This window comes from Paracoccus sp. KR1-242 (assembly GCF_049446195.1).
GTDB lineage: Bacteria > Pseudomonadota > Alphaproteobacteria > Rhodobacterales > Rhodobacteraceae > Paracoccus > Paracoccus broussonetiae.
Window position 1 is genome coordinate 160,618 of the sequence record NZ_JBMSED010000008.1, and the last position, 16,397, is coordinate 177,014.

A 16,397-nucleotide genomic window follows, 5' to 3' on the forward strand; every position below is an offset into this window, starting at 1 on the left:
ACACCAGCGCGGATGGCTTTGGAATGTCATCCCAAGGATGCAGGTGACGAAAGATGCGGTCCGGGTTAACAAGTCCCAAACCCGAAACGAGGACAGACATGGACAGCAAAGCCCTGATCACCGCCTATTACGCCGCCTTCAACGCGGGCCGTACCGACGAGATGCTGACCTATCTGCATGACGAGGTCGAACATCACGTCAACGAAGGCGGCATCCGGCGCGGCCGCGAGAAGTTCCGCGAGTTCAATGCCCACATGACGTCCAGCTATCGCGAGGAACTGACCGACATCGTCGTCTTCGCCAACGAGGCCGGAGACCGCGCTGCGGCGGAGTTCGTCGTGAACGGCACCTATCTGGCCACGGATGAAGGGCTGCCCGAGGCGAAGGGCCAGAAATACGTCCTGCCCGCCGGGGCCTTCTTCACCATCCGCGACGGCAAGATCGCGCGCGTCACCACCTACTACAACCTGGCCGACTGGATGCGGCAGGTTTCCGCGTGATCCGGACCGAGATCCTGACGGACGATGCGGTCGCGGCGGTGCTGGACGACCTGGCGCGGCTGCGGATCGAGGTCTTTCGCACCTGGCCCTATCTGTATGACGGCGACCTGGACTATGAACGCGACTATCTGAAAGTCTATCAGGCGCCGGGCGCGGTCGTCGTCGCGGCCTATGACGGGGCGCGGATGGTCGGAGCCTCGACCGGCGCGCCGATGGAACACCACGCCGAAGACTTTGCCGCGGCCTTTGCCGGACGCCCCGAGCGGCTGGACGAGATCTTCTATTGCGCGGAATCCGTCCTGCTGCCGGACTGGCGCGGACACGGCTTGGGCCACGTCTTTTTCGACGGGCGCGAGGCGCAGGCGCGCGCGCTTGGCCGCCGCTTCAGCGCGTTTTGCAGCGTGCAGCGCCCTCCGGATCATCCCTTGCGGCCGGCCGATTATCGACCGCTTGATGACTTCTGGCGCAAAAGGGGATATGAGCCCCTTTCCGGCGTCGTCGCGGAGTTCGACTGGAAGGACATCGACGCGCCGGTTTCGACCAAGAAACCGCTGCAATTCTGGATGAAAAGCCTGTGACACGCGAAATCAAGATCGCCGCCGCCGCCTATCATTTCGACTGGTTCGACGACTTTGACGCCTATCGTGCAAAGCTGACCCGCTGGGTCGAAGCTGCCGCAGATTGCGACCTGCTGGTCTTTCCCGAATATGGCGCGATGGAGCTTGCCTCGCTTGGGGGCAAGGACGTCGCGTCCAACCTTGAAGCCTCGCTGCACGAGGTTGCCCGCCACGAAGCCGCGCGCGACGCGCTGCATGTCGAGTTGGCGGCTGCGCATGGCATCCATATCCTTGCCGCCTCGGGCCCCTACTTCTCGGAAGGGCGTCCGCTGAACCGGGCCGTCCTGTTCGGTCCGGAAGGCCGGATCGGCCATCAGGACAAGCAGATCATGACGCGCTTCGAACGCGACGAATGGAAGGTTCAGGGCGCGCCCGGCCTGCGCGTCTTCGACACGCCGGTCGGCAAGCTGGGCATCCTGATCTGCTATGACAGCGAATTCCCCCTGCTTGCGCGCCAACTGGCCGAAGCCGGGGTCGAGGTCATCCTGACGCCTTCCTGCACCGACACGGTCGCGGGCTTCAACCGGGTGCGGATCGGCGCCATGGCACGCGCGCTGGAAAGCCAGTGCGTCGTCGTCCATTCGCCGACCGTCGGCCTGTGCGACTGGAATCCCGCCATCGACGAGAATCGGGGCAAGGCCGCGATCTATGCGCCCTCTGACGGGGTATGGCCCGAAACCGGCATTCTGGCCGAGGGCGAGATGGACCGCGCCGGCTGGGTCAAGGCCCGCATCGACCTGGACAAGGTCCGCCAAAGCCGCGAGGACGGGCGCGTCCTGCCCTTTGCCCATTGGCCCGAGAGCCAGGCCAGCGCGATCATCTGATCGCCCCGGCTCAGGCCGGGGGCGGCTCGGCCTTCGGCTCGGCGGGCACGGCCGCATCGGGTGTCGCACCCGGCGCGGCGCCCCCTTGCGGGGCAACGCCATCGACGGGCTGGGGCTGGGCCAAGCTGTTGTCGTTCCAGTCGCCCGCCGCGACCTGCCCGGTCGAATAGCGCATCACACCCTGCCCCTGGCGCTTTCCGTCCACGAAATGGCCGGTATAGACATCGCCATTGGCATAGGTGGCGACGCCCTCTCCGTCGATCTCGCCTTCCTTCCAGCCGCCTTCAAAGCGGAACCCGTCTGGCGTGATCAGGCGGCCCTTGCCTTGGCGCAGCCCGGCGACGAACGAGCCGTCATAGGTGGTGCCGTCCTGATAGGTCGCCTGCCCCTCGCCATGCCGCTGCCCGTCGCGCCACGCGCCGTTATAGACATAGCCGTCGGGATAGGTCATGCGGCCTTGGCCCTCGTTCCGGCCGCGCTTGAAGCCGCCCTCATAGACCAGGCCGTTCGCGTATTTCGCCAGCCCCTGCCCCTCGATCACGCCGGCGACCCAGTCACCGTCATAGCTGGAACCGTCGGGATAGGTGATCAGCCCACGGCCATCTGGCATGTCGGCCTTCAGTGCGCCTTCATAGACCGAGCCGTCGGGATAGGTGATCCGGCCCAGCCCCTCCATCCGGCCTTCGACCCAGTCCCCGGCATAGACATAGCCGTCCGCGCCCGTGAACGTGCCATTTCCCGCGCGCTTGTCACCGCGAAACTCGCCGTCATAGCGGTCACCATTGGCGTACAGTGCGACGCCGCGCCCCTCGCGCTTGCCATTGGCAAAACGCCCCTCAAAGGTGTCGCCCGAGGGCTGGACCAGCTTGCCCTGCCCGGCCATCTGACCCGCGACCCAGCCGCCTTCATAGACCAGCCCGTCGGGCATCTGCAGCCGCCCCTGCCCGGCACGCAGGTTGGCCTTCATCTCGCCCTCATAGGTGGCGCCGTCGGGATAAGTGATCTTGCCGCGGCCTTCCTTGACGCCCTGCTTCCAGTCGCCGTCGAAGCGATAGCCGTTGGGCTGGGTCAGCACGCCCTTGCCGTCATGCAGGGCATTGATGAACCCGCCCTGATAGACCGAGCCATTGGCATAGGTCGCGACGCCCTGCCCGGTAATCTGCCCGTCCAGCCAGTCGCCGTCATAGGTGCCGCCATCGGCATAGGTGATCTTGCCCTTGCCATTCGGCTTGCCCTTGGCAAAACTGCCATCATAGACCGAGCCGTTCGGGAACTTGGCGCGACCCTGGCCCAGGATTTCGCCATCCAGCCAGTCGCCGGTGTATTCATAGCCGGACGGCAGGCGATACGTCCCGCGCCCATGCTGCTTGCCGTTGCGGAACGTCCCTTCATAGACGCCGCCATCGTCATACTGCTTCTTGATGACGGATTGTGCCCCGGCCATGCCGGTGCCCGTCAGGATGATCGCGCAAGCGAGAAGGGCTGCCTTCATCGGTCCTGCCTCCGCCATTATGCTTCTTTTGCCCCCGTCTACCGCAAGGCCGTGCTCGGCGCAAAGCCCGACTTTTCCTTTGTCGCGGGCTGGCCTATCTACGGGGCCGCATATTCGGAAAGGACCCTGGCATGGCCGAAACGTTCCGCCTTACCCTTGGACAGCTCAACCCGACGGTGGGGGACCTGCCGGGCAACGCGGCCAAGGCCCGGACGGCCTGGCAGGCGGCGCGCGACGCTGGGGCGGACATGCTGGCTTTGCCCGAGATGTTCATCACCGGCTATCAGACGCAGGATCTGGTGCTGAAGCCCGGCTTCACCCGCGACGCCATGGCCGAGATCGAGACCCTGGCGCGGGACTGCGCCGAGGGGCCGGCCATCGGCATCGGCGGCCCGCTGGCCGAAGGTGACCGGCTTTACAACGCCTATTGGATCCTGGCCGGGGGCAAGGTCGTGGCCCGCGTGTTGAAGCATGTTCTGCCCCACAAGCAGCTTTTCGACGAATGGCGGCTGTTCAACTCGGGCCCGGTCAGCGGCCCCTATCGCATCGGGCCGCTGCGCATCGGCAGCCCGATCTGCGAGGATGCCTGGTGGCCCGAAGTCACCGAAACGCTGGCCGAGACCGGGGCCGAAATCCTGCTGGTGCCGAATGGCAGCCCCTATCACCGGGGCAAGCTGGACTTGCGCATGGGCCACATGGTCGCCCGTGTCGTCGAAAGCGACCTGCCGCTGATCTATCTGAACTCGGTCGGCGGCCAGGACGATCAGGTCTATGACGGGGCCAGCTTCATCCTGAATCCCGGCCCAGATGGCGGGGCGGTCAAGGTGCTGCAATTGTCGCCCTTCGACGAGATGGTCGAGCATGTCGATTTCCAGCGCACGCCCGATGGCTGGCGCGCCGTTCCGGGGCGGCTTGATCACCAGCCCGACGAATGGGAACAGGATTACCGCGCCATGACCGAGGGGCTGCGCGACTACATGCGCAAATCCGGCTTCCGCAAGGTGGTGCTGGGCATGTCGGGCGGCATCGATTCGGCGCTGGTCGCCACGATCGCCAGCGATGCCGTCGGCGCCCAGAATGTACGCTGCGTGATGCTGCCCAGCGAATATACCTCAAAGGAAAGCCTGGACGATGCCGCCGATTGTGCCCGTCGGCTCGGCGCACGGCTGGATACCGTCCAGATCGACGGCGCGCGCGATGCGGTCGGGGACGCGCTTGACCACCTGATGGCAGGCACGACGCCCGACATCACCGAAGAGAACATCCAGTCGCGCCTGCGCGGCGTCATGCTGATGGCGATTTCCAACAAATTCGGGGAATTGCTGCTGACGACCGGCAACAAGTCCGAGGTCGCGGTCGGCTATGCCACGATCTATGGCGACATGGCGGGCGGCTACAATCCGATCAAGGATCTTTACAAGACCCGCGTGTTCCAGACCTGCCGCTGGCGGAACGCAAACCACCGCGACTGGATGATGGGCCCGGAGGGCGAAGTCGTGCCGCCGCGCATCATCTCGAAGCCGCCTTCGGCCGAACTGCGTCCCGACCAGAAGGACGAAGACAGCCTGCCCCCCTATGAAGTGCTGGACGCGATCCTTGAGGGACTGGTCGAAAAGGATCTGTCACTGAAGGACCTAGTCGCGCAGGGCTTCGACCCCGAGACGGTGAAGCGGGTCGAGACGCTGCTTTATGGCAGCGAATGGAAACGCTTCCAGTCCGCGCCCGGCCCGCGCATCTCGACCAAGGCCTTTTGGCTTGACCGCCGCTATCCGCTGGTCAATCGCTGGCGCGACCGCCTCTAGGGGCGGGCCGCATCAGACGACGACCTCCATCGGCTCCTGCTCGCCCGTGCCGAAGACGCGGCGATAACGCTCGACCTCGTCGCGGGGGCCGGTCGCCTTTTCCGGGTTGTCCGACAGCTTGACCGTCGGGCACCCTTCGGCCGCGACCGCCTTGCAGACCAGCGAAAAGGGCGCAAGCCCGTCGCCCGGCACCAGCCCGCGCAGATCGTTCGTCAACAGCGTGCCCCAGCCGAAGCTGACCTTGGCCCTGCCCCGGAAACGGTGGAACAGCTCCTCGATCTTTTCGACATCCAGCCCGTCCGAGAAGATGATCAGCTTTTCGCGCGGATCCTCGCCCCGGCTTTTCCACCAGGCGATGGCGGTTTCGGCCCCGACGGCGGGATCGCCGGAATCGATGCGGATACCGGTCCACTTGGCCAGCCAGTCGGGTGCCTTGGCCAGGAACGACTCGGTCCCATAGGTGTCGGGCAGGATGATGCGCAGGTTGCCCTCGTGCTCTTCGTGCCAATCCGCCAGCACGCGATAAGGGGCCTGGCGCAGCTCATCTTCGGTATCGGCAAGCGCGGCATAGACCATCGGCAGTTCATGCGCGTTGGTGCCGATGGCCTCGATGTCGCGGCGCATGGCGATCAGGCAGTTCGAGGTGCCGATGAAGCGTTCATCCCCCAGCCCCTCGATCATGGCCTGCACGCACCAGTCCTGCCACAGGAAGCTGTGCCGCCGCCGCGTGCCGAAATCGGCGATGCGCAGCTCTGGACCAAGCTCGCGCAGCCTTTCGATCTTTTCCCACAGCCGCGTCATGGCACGGGCGTAAAGCACCTGCAGTTCGAACCGGCCCATTTCCTTCAGGATCGCGCGCGAGCGCAGTTCCATGATGATGGCCAGCGCGGGAATTTCCCACAGCATCACCTCGGGCCACTTGCCTTCGAAGGTCAGCTCGTATTGCCCATCCCTTTTTTCCAGGTGATAGGCCGGCAGGCGCAGATTCTCGAGAAACTCCATGAAGTCTGGGCGGAACATCTGGCGCTTGCCGTAAAAGGTATTGCCGCGCAGCCAGGTGCTTTCGCCCCGCGCCAGGGACAGCCCGCGCACATAGTCAAGCTGCTCGCGCAGCTCTCCCTCGTCGATCAGCTCGGCCAGCCGGACTCGGGTCGTGCGGTTGATCAGGCTGAAGGTGACGTTCGTGTCGGGGCTGTTGCGAAACACCGACTGGCACATCAGCAGCTTGTAGAAGTCGGTGTCGATCAGGGATCTGACGATCGGGTCGATCTTCCATTTGTGGTTATAGACCCGCGTCGCGATATCGACCGTTGGCGTCATCATATCAGGCTGATCCCCGCTTCGCGCATCTTGATCCGGGCCGTCTCGCGCGAGCCGTTCAGGTCGATGGCCCGCGTCGCATCCTCGATCACGGTGACTTCAAAGCCCTGATGGATCGCGTCCAGCGCCGACCATGCCACGCAGAAGTCATGCGCCAGGCCAACGAAGTACAGCTTCTCAAGCTTGCGTTCCCGCAGGTATCCGGTCAGCCCGGTCGGCGTCCGGCCGTCATTCTCGAAAAAGGCGGAATAGCTGTCGATCGTCGGGCGAAAGCCCTTGCGGATCACGGTTTCCGCGCGCGAGCGGTCCAGCCCCGGATGGAATTCCGCGCCGGGCGTCCCGATGACGCAATGCGCGGGCCACAGCACTTGCGGGCCATAGGGCATCTGGGTCAGGGAAAACGGCATCGCGCCGGGGTGGTTGTCGGCAAAGCTGGTATGGCTGGCAGGGTGCCAGTCCTGCGTCAGGATCACGCTGTCGAAATCCGCCATCATCTCGTTGATCGGGGCGACGATCTCGTCCCCCCCTGCGACAGCCAGCTTTCCGCCGGGACAGAAATCGACCTGCAGATCGACCACGATCAGGGTTTTTGTCATTGGGGCCCCCTCCTCTTTTCACGTTGTCGTAGGGTCCTGCCGGGGGGGCGTCAATGCCGACGGGTTGAATGGCGCGCAAAGCGGACTTAATCCCTGCGCATGATGATCGTCGCAGCACTTTACCATTTCACCCGCTTTTCCGACCCCGCAAGCCTGCAGGGGCCGCTGGCGAAACTTTGCTGTTCGCTGGGGGTCCGTGGCACCCTGCTGCTTGCCCCCGAGGGGATCAACGGCACCATCGCGGGCACCCGCGAAGGTATCGACGCGGTCCTGGCGCATATCCGCGCGTTGCCCGGATGCGCGGCGCTGGACTGGAAGGAAAGCCCCGCGCAGACCATGCCCTTTGGCCGGATGAAGGTCCGTCTGAAGCGCGAGATCGTGACCATGGGCCAGCCCGATGTCGATCCGCTCGCCTCGGTCGGGCATTATGTCGAGGCAAAGGACTGGAATGCGCTGATCAGCGACCCCGATGTCGCCGTGATCGACACCCGCAACGATTACGAGGTCGAGATCGGCAGTTTTTCCGGCGCCGTCGATCCGGGAACGAAGACCTTCCGCGACTTCCCGGACTGGTGGCGCGAGAATGCGCACCGCTTTCACAACAAGCGCATCGCGATGTTCTGCACCGGCGGTATTCGCTGCGAGAAATCGACCAACTTCCTGCTGGGCGAAGGCGTCCCCGAGGTCTTTCACCTGAAGGGCGGCATCCTGAAATACCTTGAGGATGTCCCCGAGGCCGAAAGCCTGTGGCAGGGCGAATGCTTTGTCTTCGACAAGCGCGTCAGTCTGGGTCACGGGCTGAAACCCGGGCAGCACGAACTGTGCCACGCCTGCCGCCGCCCGCTTTCCCCCAAGGATCGCGACCACCCGGACTATGAGGAAGGCGTGTCCTGCCACCGCTGCGCATCGGAATATGACGAGGCGGACCGCGCCCGCTTCCGCGAACGGCAGAGGCAGGCGGATCGGGGCGAGTGCTTCGGCGAGGGGTGATCCGCCTGCGGCGCGTCCAAAGGGGTTGGGGCCGGTCGGAACGACCGGCCCGCAAGCCTTATTTCACCTGACCCAGACGGCCCGCGGCGATTGCGGCCATGTTCAGGATGTCGTTGACCGATGACCCGGTCGAGCAGATCTGGATCGGCTGCGGCACGCCGGTCAGGATCGGGCCGATCACCGTCGCGCCCGCGACCTCTTGCAGCAGCTTGACCGAGATCGAGGCCGAATGGCGCGCCGGCACGACCAGTACGTTCGCCGGGCCGGTCAGGCGCGAGAACGGGTATTTCGCCGCCTGCGACGGGTTCAGCGCCACATCGACGGTCATCTCGCCCTCATACTCGAAATCGACCTTGCGGGCATCCAGCACCTCGGTCGCATGGGCCATCTTCACAGCGCGCTCGCTGACCGGATAGCCGAAGTTCGAGAAGGACAGGAAGGCGACCCGCGGGTCCAGACCCAGCCCGCGCGCCACATGGGCGCCACGGGTGGCGATGTCGGCCAGATCCTCGGCCTCGGGCCATTCATGGACCAGCGTGTCGCCCATCAGGATGACTCGGCCCTTGTGCAGGACCGCCGTGATGCCGACCGCGCCATCCGCCGGGGTCACGTCGAAAACCCTGCCGATCTGCGCCAGCACATGCGCGTTCTTGCGCGTGGCCCCCGTCACCAATCCGTCGCCATGCCCATGCGCCAGCATCAGCGCCGCAAAGACGTGGCGGTCACGGTTGGCCAGCTTGTTGATATCCTCGCGGTCCAGCCCCTTACGCTGAAGGCGCGCGTACAGCGTCTCGTGATACTGGTCGAGATGGCGCGAGTTCGACGCGTTGACGACCGTGATCTCGCGCACCGCATCGCCCATGCCGGCGGCTTCCAGCTTTTCCTTGACGTCGGCTTCGCGGCCCACGACCAGCGATTGGCCCATGCCGCCACGCTGCCAGGCGACGGCGGCGCGCAGCACGCGGGGATCGTCACCCTCGGCAAAGATCATGCGCGCCTGCGCCTGACGGGCGCGGGCGTGGATACCCTGCAGGACGGCGGCCGTCGGATCCATCCGGGCCTTCAACGACTGGACATATCCCTCCATGTCGATGATCGGGCGGCGGGCGACGCCGGTTTCCATGCCAGCCTGCGCGACGGCGGGCGGCACGACATGGATCAGCCGCGGATCGAAGGGCGTCGGAATGATGTAGTCGCGGCCGAATTGCAGCTTGCGACCATAGGCCACCGCCACCTCGTCCGGCACGTCCTCGCGCGCCAGCGCGGCCAGTGCCTGCGCGCAGGCGATCTTCATCTCGTCATTGATGGCGCGGGCGTGGATGTCCAGCGCGCCGCGGAACAGATAGGGAAAGCCCAGGACGTTGTTCACCTGGTTCGGATAGTCCGAGCGCCCCGTCGCCACGATCGCGTCGGGGCGGACTTCATGCGCCTCTTCCGGGGTGATCTCGGGATCGGGGTTCGCCATCGCGAAGATCACCGGGTTCTCGGCCATCGACATGACCATCGCCTGCGTCACGGCGCCCTTGGCCGAGACACCCAGGAACACGTCGCAGCCCTTCATCGCCTCATCCAGCGTGCGCAGGTCGGTCTTCACCGCATGGGCCGATTTCCACTGGTTCATGCCCTCGGTGCGGCCTTGATAGATCACGCCCTTGGTGTCGCACATGATGCAGTTTTCATGCCGCGCACCCATGGACTTGAGCAGTTCCAGACAGGCGATCCCGGCCGCGCCCGCGCCGTTCAGGACGATGCGGACATCCTCGATCTTCTTGCCCGACAGTTCCAGCGCGTTGAGCAGGCCCGCTGCGCAGATGACCGCGGTGCCGTGCTGGTCGTCGTGGAAGACGGGAATGTCCATCAGCTCTTTCAGGCGCTGCTCGATGATGAAGCATTCCGGCGCCTTGATGTCTTCAAGGTTGATTCCGCCGAAGGTCGGCCCCATCAGCCTGACCGCATTGATGATCTCGTCCGGGTCCTCGGTATCCAGCTCGATGTCGATGGCGTTCACGTCGGCGAAGCGCTTGAACAGCACCGCCTTGCCTTCCATCACCGGTTTCGAGGCCAGCGCGCCAAGATTTCCAAGACCCAGGATCGCGGTCCCGTTCGAGATGACGGCGACCATGTTGCCCTTGACGGTATAGTCATAGGCGGTTTCGGGGCGCGCGGCGATCGCTTCGACCGGAACGGCAACCCCCGGCGAATAGGCCAGCGACAGGTCGCGCTGGGTGGCCATCGGGGTCGAGGCGACGATATCGTATTTGCCCGGCCGCGGTTCAAGGTGATAGGCCAGCGCCTCCTCGGGCGTGATCCTGGACCGGCGGGGGGTGTTGTCGTCGCTCATGCGATGTCCTCCTGATTTTTCGCCTCCTTAACGGAGCGTCAGGCCGGGCAGAAGAGCATAAAATTGCTGCAATGCAGCCATAATCAATGCAGCAGCGCAGCGGAAATGACGTCGCGATGCATCATCAACGCGGTGCAGCCCCCCGCGACCGCCAGCGCGGCCATGACCAGATCGTGGCGCGGATCCCAGGCCTGATGCCGCCGCGCCAGCCAGACCGAAACGGGATAGCACGCCAACTGCGCCAGCGCTTGCCCGGCCAGCATCCCGGTCAGCCCATAGAGCCAGGCCCCGACCAGCACGAGCGCGAAATACACCAGGGCGCGGCTGGATTGCAGCACGAAGAAGCCGCGGGAATCCCCCGCCGCAAGCGCCGCGCATTCATAGTTCAGCGGGATCACCAGCAGCATCTGGATGCAGGCGATGGCAACCAGGATGCCCCCCGCCCTTTCATAGCGCGCATCATACAGGTGGTTGACGAGCCAGGGGCCGATCAGCGCCAGCGTGATCGCAAGCAGCACAAGCACCAGGGTGAAAACCGCGCGCACGCGCATCAGGGTGCGCCGGTTCTCGGCGCTTTCGCCCGGCGGGTGCTCGCGATAGACCGAGATGAACAGCCGACCCGACATCGCCGTGCCCAGGACGGCCGGCACGGTCGCCAGGAACTGCCCGATATTGTAGATCCCCAGATGGTCCAGCGTCAGCACGCGGCCCAGCACCAGCCGGTCGCCCTGGAACAGCAGGTAGCCGCAGATCGTGCTGAAGAAGATCCACTTGCCGAATTTCACGATCTCGTCGCGGGCAGCCTTTTCCATGCGGAAGCGGTCGATATGGCCCGGCAGCATGTAGTGGAACATGGCAAGCTGGACGAAGGCACCCAGCACGTTGCCCCAGACCAGCGCCCAGACGTTGCGCAGGATCAGCGCCGCCACGATGGTGATCAGGATGCCAATCAGCTGGTTCGACAGCTCCAGCATCGTCAGGCGACCGACACGCAGATGGCGCGCGGCGGTGTCGATGCGGGTCGGGAAAAAGCCCCCCACCACCATCGAGATGGCGGCAGTCGGAAACACCCAGGCAAAGGCCGGCGCGTCATAGAACAGCGCGAGCGGCCAGGCAAAGATCACCGCGGCCCCGAAGATGATGAAGCCGCGGACCACCTTGATCGTCCAGGCCGTATCCAGAAAGGCGGGGTCATCCCCTCGCTTGCTTTGCATGATCGAGGGGCCAAGCCCCATGTCGCTGAACATGCTGAGCCCGATCAGGAAGCTGGAGACCAGCGCCATCAGCCCGAAATCATCCGGGCTGAGGATCCGGGTCAGCACCAGATTCGACGCCAGGCGCAGGATCTGGCTGACGCCGAAATTCGCGACCGACCACGCCCCTGTGCCCATCGCGCGCGCGGCGAAGCTTTTGGTCTTGGGTTCGACCCCGGCGGCGGGGGCAGCGGCCCCGGCCGCTCCGCCCTCGTCGGTCATGAGCCCAGCCTCTCCGTCCCGGTCGAGACCATGCCGGGCGACGGCAGGCCCGGTATCTTGCCGATCAGCCACAGCGCCACGAACAACCCCACCACAAGCAACACCGCCATATACACGATCTTCAGACGCGCGATGCGGATTTCGCGGCGACTGGGACGATAGGTAAGTGATACCACGGGTTGGGTGCCGGTTGCGCGTGCAAACTGGCTGCTGCGGCGCAGAACGGGGTTGAGAAGCTCCAGCGCAAAGGCAAGGCCGAACGAGGCGGCGAAGGTCGCGAATAGCCCCAGAACCGCGCTTTTCTTGCGGTTCGACATGGCCGCGTATTCCGGCGGCAGGGCGCGTTCCAGCAGCACGAAGCGCTCGGCCTGGTCGTTGTCCATCAGCATCTGCTGGGTTTCGACCTGGGCAAGCTGGCGCGAGATTTCAGCATAGCGATCCTGCAGGCGGCGCTGCTGGCGGGTCATGTTCTCAAGATCGTGGGCGATCTGCGGCATCTCGGCGCGCGCCTTCTCGATCTCTTCGCGACGGTGCTGGATCGCCTGTTTCTGCACGTTAAGCTGCCGAAGCTGCTCGTCCAGCAACTGCATGTGCTGGCGCACCATGTCCGACACCGCCTGCCCGCCCGAATTCAGCCGCTTCAGGCTTTCCTCAAGCCGCTTGATCTCGGGGTGCTCGGGGGCAAGGGTCCGGCGCGCCTGTGCCAGTTCAACCTCGGCGCTGCGGATCTGCTGGACCAGCGAGGCCGAGGATCGTCCGTTGTTGTCCGCGCTGCCCGTCTCCAGCGTCAGCTGGTCGCGCTGCAGGGCCATGATCTCGCGGTCGAGGCTGTTCTCGGCCTCGTTCAGCTGGGTCGATTCGGACTGGATGTATTCCTGCGAACTGGGCAGCGCGTCTTCGTTCTTGGAACTGAACTCGGCCAGCTGGCGGTCGGTATCGGCAAGCTCGGCGCCAAGCCGGGTTTCCTCGGTCGTCAGGTATTGGCGGGCCTCGGTGATCCGGGCCTGACGGTTCTCGCGGTCGCGGTTGACCACGCTGTCGGCGAAATCGTTGGCGATCGCCGCCGCCATCTCGGGCGTCCCGGCCTGCGAAGTGATGACGATCGCGGCCAGAGACATGCGCGATTCCGATGAAACGCCCGGCGTGGTGATGCTTTCGATCCGGGTCGAGACGCGCACCGCCGCGATCTTGTCGCTTTCACTCAGGCCGGGTGTGTCCTCGAACAGGTGCAGACGGTGGATGACGTCAAGGATGTTGGTGCGCGCCATCAGCCGCTGCTCGATCAACTGCACCCGGCGCGAGGCCGGAAGCGAGGCGTCGCCGCCCCCGTCGATGGCCGCCGGGGTCTCGATCTGGATCACGGCCGAGGATTGATAGACCCGCGGCGAGGTCACGATCTTGTAGAACGAGACAAGATTGCCCAGCACGATGATGGTCAGCACCAGCGGCAGGCGCCGCCATATCATCGAGACGAGGTCCGGCAAGGATTGAATTGGTCCCAAAGCTGGTATCCCTGTCTCGTCTAGTCGTCGGATTTGTTCAGGACGACACCCATGATCGGGGGCATGTCCTGCAAGAGTCGGGTCGCCTCGGCCATGTCCGCGGCGGTTCCCTTGCGGCCATCCGCGATCAGCAGGACCGCATCTGCCAGCGGCAGCGCCGCAAGCGCGCTGTCCCCGCCCAGAAGCGCGGCGACATCCATGATCTCGATCGCCTGCGGCGCATGGGCGGCGAAGCTTTTCAATGCCACCGCGAAATCGGCATCCTGCAAAATCTCGGCCGCATCCGCCTCGGGGGATTCCGGCGCGACGACGGACAGGTTCGGCGCCTCATCCACGATCGAGAGCAGGTCCCCGAAGGACCGCTTCTGGCGCAGCATCTCGGACATGCTGTCGGCGCCCGGGATCCCCAGCCGGCGCGAGACCTGCGGATCGGCCAGGTCAAGGTCGATCAGCATCACCTGGGTATGCTTCTGGCGCGCCATGGCGACTGCCAGGTTCACCGCGACGAAGGTGCCGCCTGCGCCGGGCGTCAGCGGCACCACCGCCAGACGCCGCCACTGGTGCTTGCGCATCTCGCGCAGGACGCGGGTGCGCAGCAGGTTAAAGCGCGCGGCTTCGGCCTTGGCGTGCTTTTCGTCGTCGGCGGTGCGGGCAGCCTCGCGCCGTATGAACTTGCTGGACACGTGCTGGCCGGGCGGGCGGGCGACTATGGCCCGCGTCTGCGGGCTGTCCTGCGTCTTTCCTGTCTCGGCCTGCAAACTGTGGCCCCTCTGCCGCTGGTAAATCATCCCCGCCAGACCCTGCCCTGAGGCCGATGACTAAGGCGTCAGCGCCATGCTAACGTCCCGCTCATGAACCCGACAACTGAAATCACGCCCCCCGGTGGCTATTACAACCAGAACGGCGCGGCTGTTCTGCCACAGCAAGTCGTCGCCATCGCCATTGGCCGGAACGAGGGCGAGCGGCTGATGCGCTGCCTGCGCTCGCTTCTGCCTCAGGTTGACCGCGTCATCTATGTCGATTCGGGGTCGACCGATGGCAGCGCCCTGCACGCCGCCGAACTGGGGGCCGAAGTCGTGCAACTGGACATGGCGATGCCCTTCACCGCCGCCCGCGCCCGCAATGCCGGGGCGGCGCGCGCGCCGGACGCCGCCTTCCTGCAATTCGTCGATGGCGATTGCGAGGTCGAGACGGGCTGGATTGCGCATGGCCTTGCCGCGCTTCTGGCCGAACCGCGACTGGGCGTCGTTGCCGGTCGGCGGCGCGAACTGCACCCCGAGGCGTCGATCTATAACCGCATCTGCGACGTGGAATGGAACACGCCCATCGGTCCGGCACGCGCGGTCGGTGGGGACATGCTGGCGCGCGGCGCGGCGATCCGCGAAGTCGGCGGCTTCGATCCCGGCCTGATCGCCGGGGAAGAGCCCGAGATGTGCCTGCGCCTGGCGCGCGCCGGATGGGGCATCCGCCGGCTGGATGCGCCGATGACCATCCATGACGCCGCGATGACGCGGCACGCACAATGGGCGCGGCGAGCGCGCCGGTCGGGGCATGCTTTCGCCGAGGTCTCGTGGCGCCATCGCGCCGGGCCCGAGGGCTTCTGGAAGCGCGAGACCCGGCGCCCGCTGTTCTGGGGCGTCGCCCTGCCGCTGATCATCCTGGCCTGCGCCTTGCTCACACCCTGGGCCTGGCTTTTGCTGCTGGCCTATCCGTTGCAGATCGCGCGGATGGCGCTGCGCGACCCGCTGCCACGGGACCGCTGGGCACGCGCCGCATATACCCTGCTCGCCAAGTTCCCCGAGGCGCGGGGCGTGATTGAATTCCACCTCCGCCGACTGGTCGGTCGGCGTTCCGGGCTGATCGAATACAAATGAACGCGTGCTCTGTCCTGATCCCGGCGCATGACGAGGCGGGTTATATCGATGCCTGCCTTGCCGGCCTTCTGTCGCAGGACCATGCCGGCCCGCTGCAGGTGATCGTCATCGCGAACGGATGCCGCGACGACACCGCCGACCGCGCGCGCACCCGCATCCCCGATTTCGCCGCCCGGGGCTGGGTCCTGCAAGTCGAGGAACTGGCCCAAGGTGGCAAGATCGGCGCGCTGAACCACGGAGACGCCTGCGCCGCGCCCGGAATCCGCATCTATCTTGACGCCGACATCCGCCTGTCCCCCGGGCTGGTATCGGGGCTGGTCCGGGCGCTGGACGTTCCCCAGCCGCGCTATGCCGGCGGACGGCTGGTCGTCGCCCCGGCGCGCAGCGCAGTCTCGCGCCGCTATGCCCGCTTCTGGCAAAAGCTGCCCTTCGTCGCGCAGGGCGTCACGGGTGCGGGCCTGTTTGCCGTCAATCCCGCCGGCCGGGCCCGCTGGAGCGAGTTTCCGCAGGTCATTTCGGACGACACTTTCGTGCGGCTGCAATTCGACGAAGCCGAACGTATCCTTGTCGATGCCTCTTACGATTGGCCCATCGTCGAAGGTTTCGGCCCGCTGGTCCGCGTCCGCCGCCGCCAGGACAAGGGCGTGGCCGAGATCGCTGAGCGCTATCCCGAACTTCTGGCCCATGCGGGTCATACCCGCCCCGGCCGATCCGAAATCGCCCGCCTTGCCATTTCTGATCCATTCGGTTTTGCAACCTATGCGGCAGTTGCCCTTGCGGTGCGGCTGGGGCGTAACAACCAGGAATGGGCGCGCGGACGTTAGCGCAAAGAATCACTTGGCTTGGGAATTACGGCGGCGTCACGCGGCGTTCACATCAACTTCCGGCTGCAATCACGAACCAAGGGCCATTGTGCAGCCGATAGCGGCTTCCGCGTCCGAAATTGCGCCGCAAGTCATTGGATTCCAATAAACCTATCCTTTTGGGCAGGACGGCGTTTCGATCTAGTTTTATTAAAAGGCAAGGCTATACTGCCAGTGTCCCGTTTAATGTGCCCTTGTACC

14 protein-coding genes are annotated in these 16,397 nt (G+C 65.3%); 7 read left to right on the top strand and 7 right to left on the bottom strand.

The features are described from left to right. The first annotated feature begins 98 nt into the window (after positions 1-98). Genes ACO2Q4_RS13435 through ACO2Q4_RS13445 form a run of 3 tightly spaced genes read left to right on the top strand, consistent with a single transcriptional unit; the run spans position 99 to position 1,941 of the window. A complete protein-coding gene (locus ACO2Q4_RS13435) occupies positions 99-500 on the top strand; it encodes a ketosteroid isomerase-related protein (protein WP_395131118.1) in 402 nt (133 codons plus the stop codon). Next, positions 497-1,078, top strand: coding sequence for a GNAT family N-acetyltransferase (locus ACO2Q4_RS13440; protein WP_423319843.1), 582 nt, complete (start codon positions 497-499; stop codon positions 1,076-1,078). The genes ACO2Q4_RS13435 and ACO2Q4_RS13440 overlap by 4 nt, the downstream gene beginning before the upstream one ends. Before the next feature lie 8 nt (positions 1,079-1,086). Continuing rightward, positions 1,087-1,941: a carbon-nitrogen hydrolase family protein gene (locus ACO2Q4_RS13445; RefSeq protein ID WP_311757806.1), complete on the top strand. Its 855-nt coding sequence runs from the start codon at positions 1,087-1,089 to the stop codon at positions 1,939-1,941. Positions 1,942-1,951: 10 nt separating this feature from the next. On the opposite strand, the gene ACO2Q4_RS13450 is transcribed toward ACO2Q4_RS13445, so the two are convergent. Continuing rightward, complete coding sequence (locus ACO2Q4_RS13450; RefSeq protein WP_423319845.1) at positions 1,952-3,433, bottom strand: 2-isopropylmalate synthase; 1,482 nt, start codon at positions 3,431-3,433, stop codon at positions 1,952-1,954. A 131-nt stretch (positions 3,434-3,564) separates the two neighbouring features. Between ACO2Q4_RS13450 and ACO2Q4_RS13455 the strand changes: the two genes are divergently transcribed. Further along, positions 3,565-5,235: an NAD+ synthase gene (locus ACO2Q4_RS13455; RefSeq protein ID WP_423319847.1), complete on the top strand. Its 1,671-nt coding sequence runs from the start codon at positions 3,565-3,567 to the stop codon at positions 5,233-5,235. 12 nt (positions 5,236-5,247) lie between these two features. On the opposite strand, the gene pncB is transcribed toward ACO2Q4_RS13455, so the two are convergent. Together pncB and pncA are read right to left on the bottom strand one after the other, a co-directional pair. Next, complete coding sequence (pncB, locus tag ACO2Q4_RS13460; protein WP_423319848.1) at positions 5,248-6,558, bottom strand: nicotinate phosphoribosyltransferase; 1,311 nt, start codon at positions 6,556-6,558, stop codon at positions 5,248-5,250. Continuing rightward, positions 6,555-7,151, bottom strand: a complete 597-nt coding sequence (pncA, locus tag ACO2Q4_RS13465) for a bifunctional nicotinamidase/pyrazinamidase (RefSeq protein ID WP_395131124.1) — start codon at positions 7,149-7,151, stop codon at positions 6,555-6,557. Before pncA ends, pncB begins: the two co-directional genes overlap by 4 nt. A gap of 99 nt (positions 7,152-7,250) precedes the next feature. Between pncA and ACO2Q4_RS13470 the strand changes: the two genes are divergently transcribed. Next, the gene (locus ACO2Q4_RS13470; protein ID WP_311757488.1) at positions 7,251-8,141 is read left to right on the top strand and encodes a rhodanese-related sulfurtransferase; all 891 of its coding nucleotides are present in this window, start codon (positions 7,251-7,253) and stop codon (positions 8,139-8,141) included. Between the two features lie 58 nt (positions 8,142-8,199). Here ACO2Q4_RS13470 and ACO2Q4_RS13475 read toward each other — a convergent pair whose 3' ends face one another. From ACO2Q4_RS13475 to ACO2Q4_RS13490, 4 genes are all read right to left on the bottom strand, one after another. After that, positions 8,200-10,482, bottom strand: a complete 2,283-nt coding sequence (locus ACO2Q4_RS13475) for an NADP-dependent malic enzyme (RefSeq protein WP_423319851.1) — start codon at positions 10,480-10,482, stop codon at positions 8,200-8,202. A gap of 83 nt (positions 10,483-10,565) precedes the next feature. After that, positions 10,566-11,957 carry an oligosaccharide flippase family protein gene (locus ACO2Q4_RS13480; protein ID WP_311757490.1) on the bottom strand — a complete coding sequence of 464 codons (1,392 nt, stop codon included), beginning with the start codon at positions 11,955-11,957 and terminating at the stop codon, positions 10,566-10,568. Continuing rightward, on the bottom strand, positions 11,954-13,459 hold the full coding sequence (locus ACO2Q4_RS13485) for a GumC family protein (RefSeq protein WP_423319853.1): 1,506 nt from the start codon (positions 13,457-13,459) through the stop codon (positions 11,954-11,956). The genes ACO2Q4_RS13480 and ACO2Q4_RS13485 overlap by 4 nt, the downstream gene beginning before the upstream one ends. A 20-nt stretch (positions 13,460-13,479) precedes the next feature. Further along, complete coding sequence (locus ACO2Q4_RS13490; RefSeq protein WP_311757492.1) at positions 13,480-14,217, bottom strand: chromosome partitioning protein; 738 nt, start codon at positions 14,215-14,217, stop codon at positions 13,480-13,482. A 93-nt stretch (positions 14,218-14,310) separates the two neighbouring features. Here ACO2Q4_RS13490 and ACO2Q4_RS13495 point away from each other — a divergent pair, with 93 nt between their 5' ends. Next, the gene (locus ACO2Q4_RS13495) at positions 14,311-15,333 is read left to right on the top strand and encodes a glycosyltransferase (protein ID WP_423319855.1); all 1,023 of its coding nucleotides are present in this window, start codon (positions 14,311-14,313) and stop codon (positions 15,331-15,333) included. After that, on the top strand, positions 15,330-16,157 hold the full coding sequence (locus ACO2Q4_RS13500; RefSeq protein ID WP_423319857.1) for a glycosyltransferase: 828 nt from the start codon (positions 15,330-15,332) through the stop codon (positions 16,155-16,157). The genes ACO2Q4_RS13495 and ACO2Q4_RS13500 overlap by 4 nt, the downstream gene beginning before the upstream one ends. Positions 16,158-16,397 lie beyond the last annotated feature (240 nt).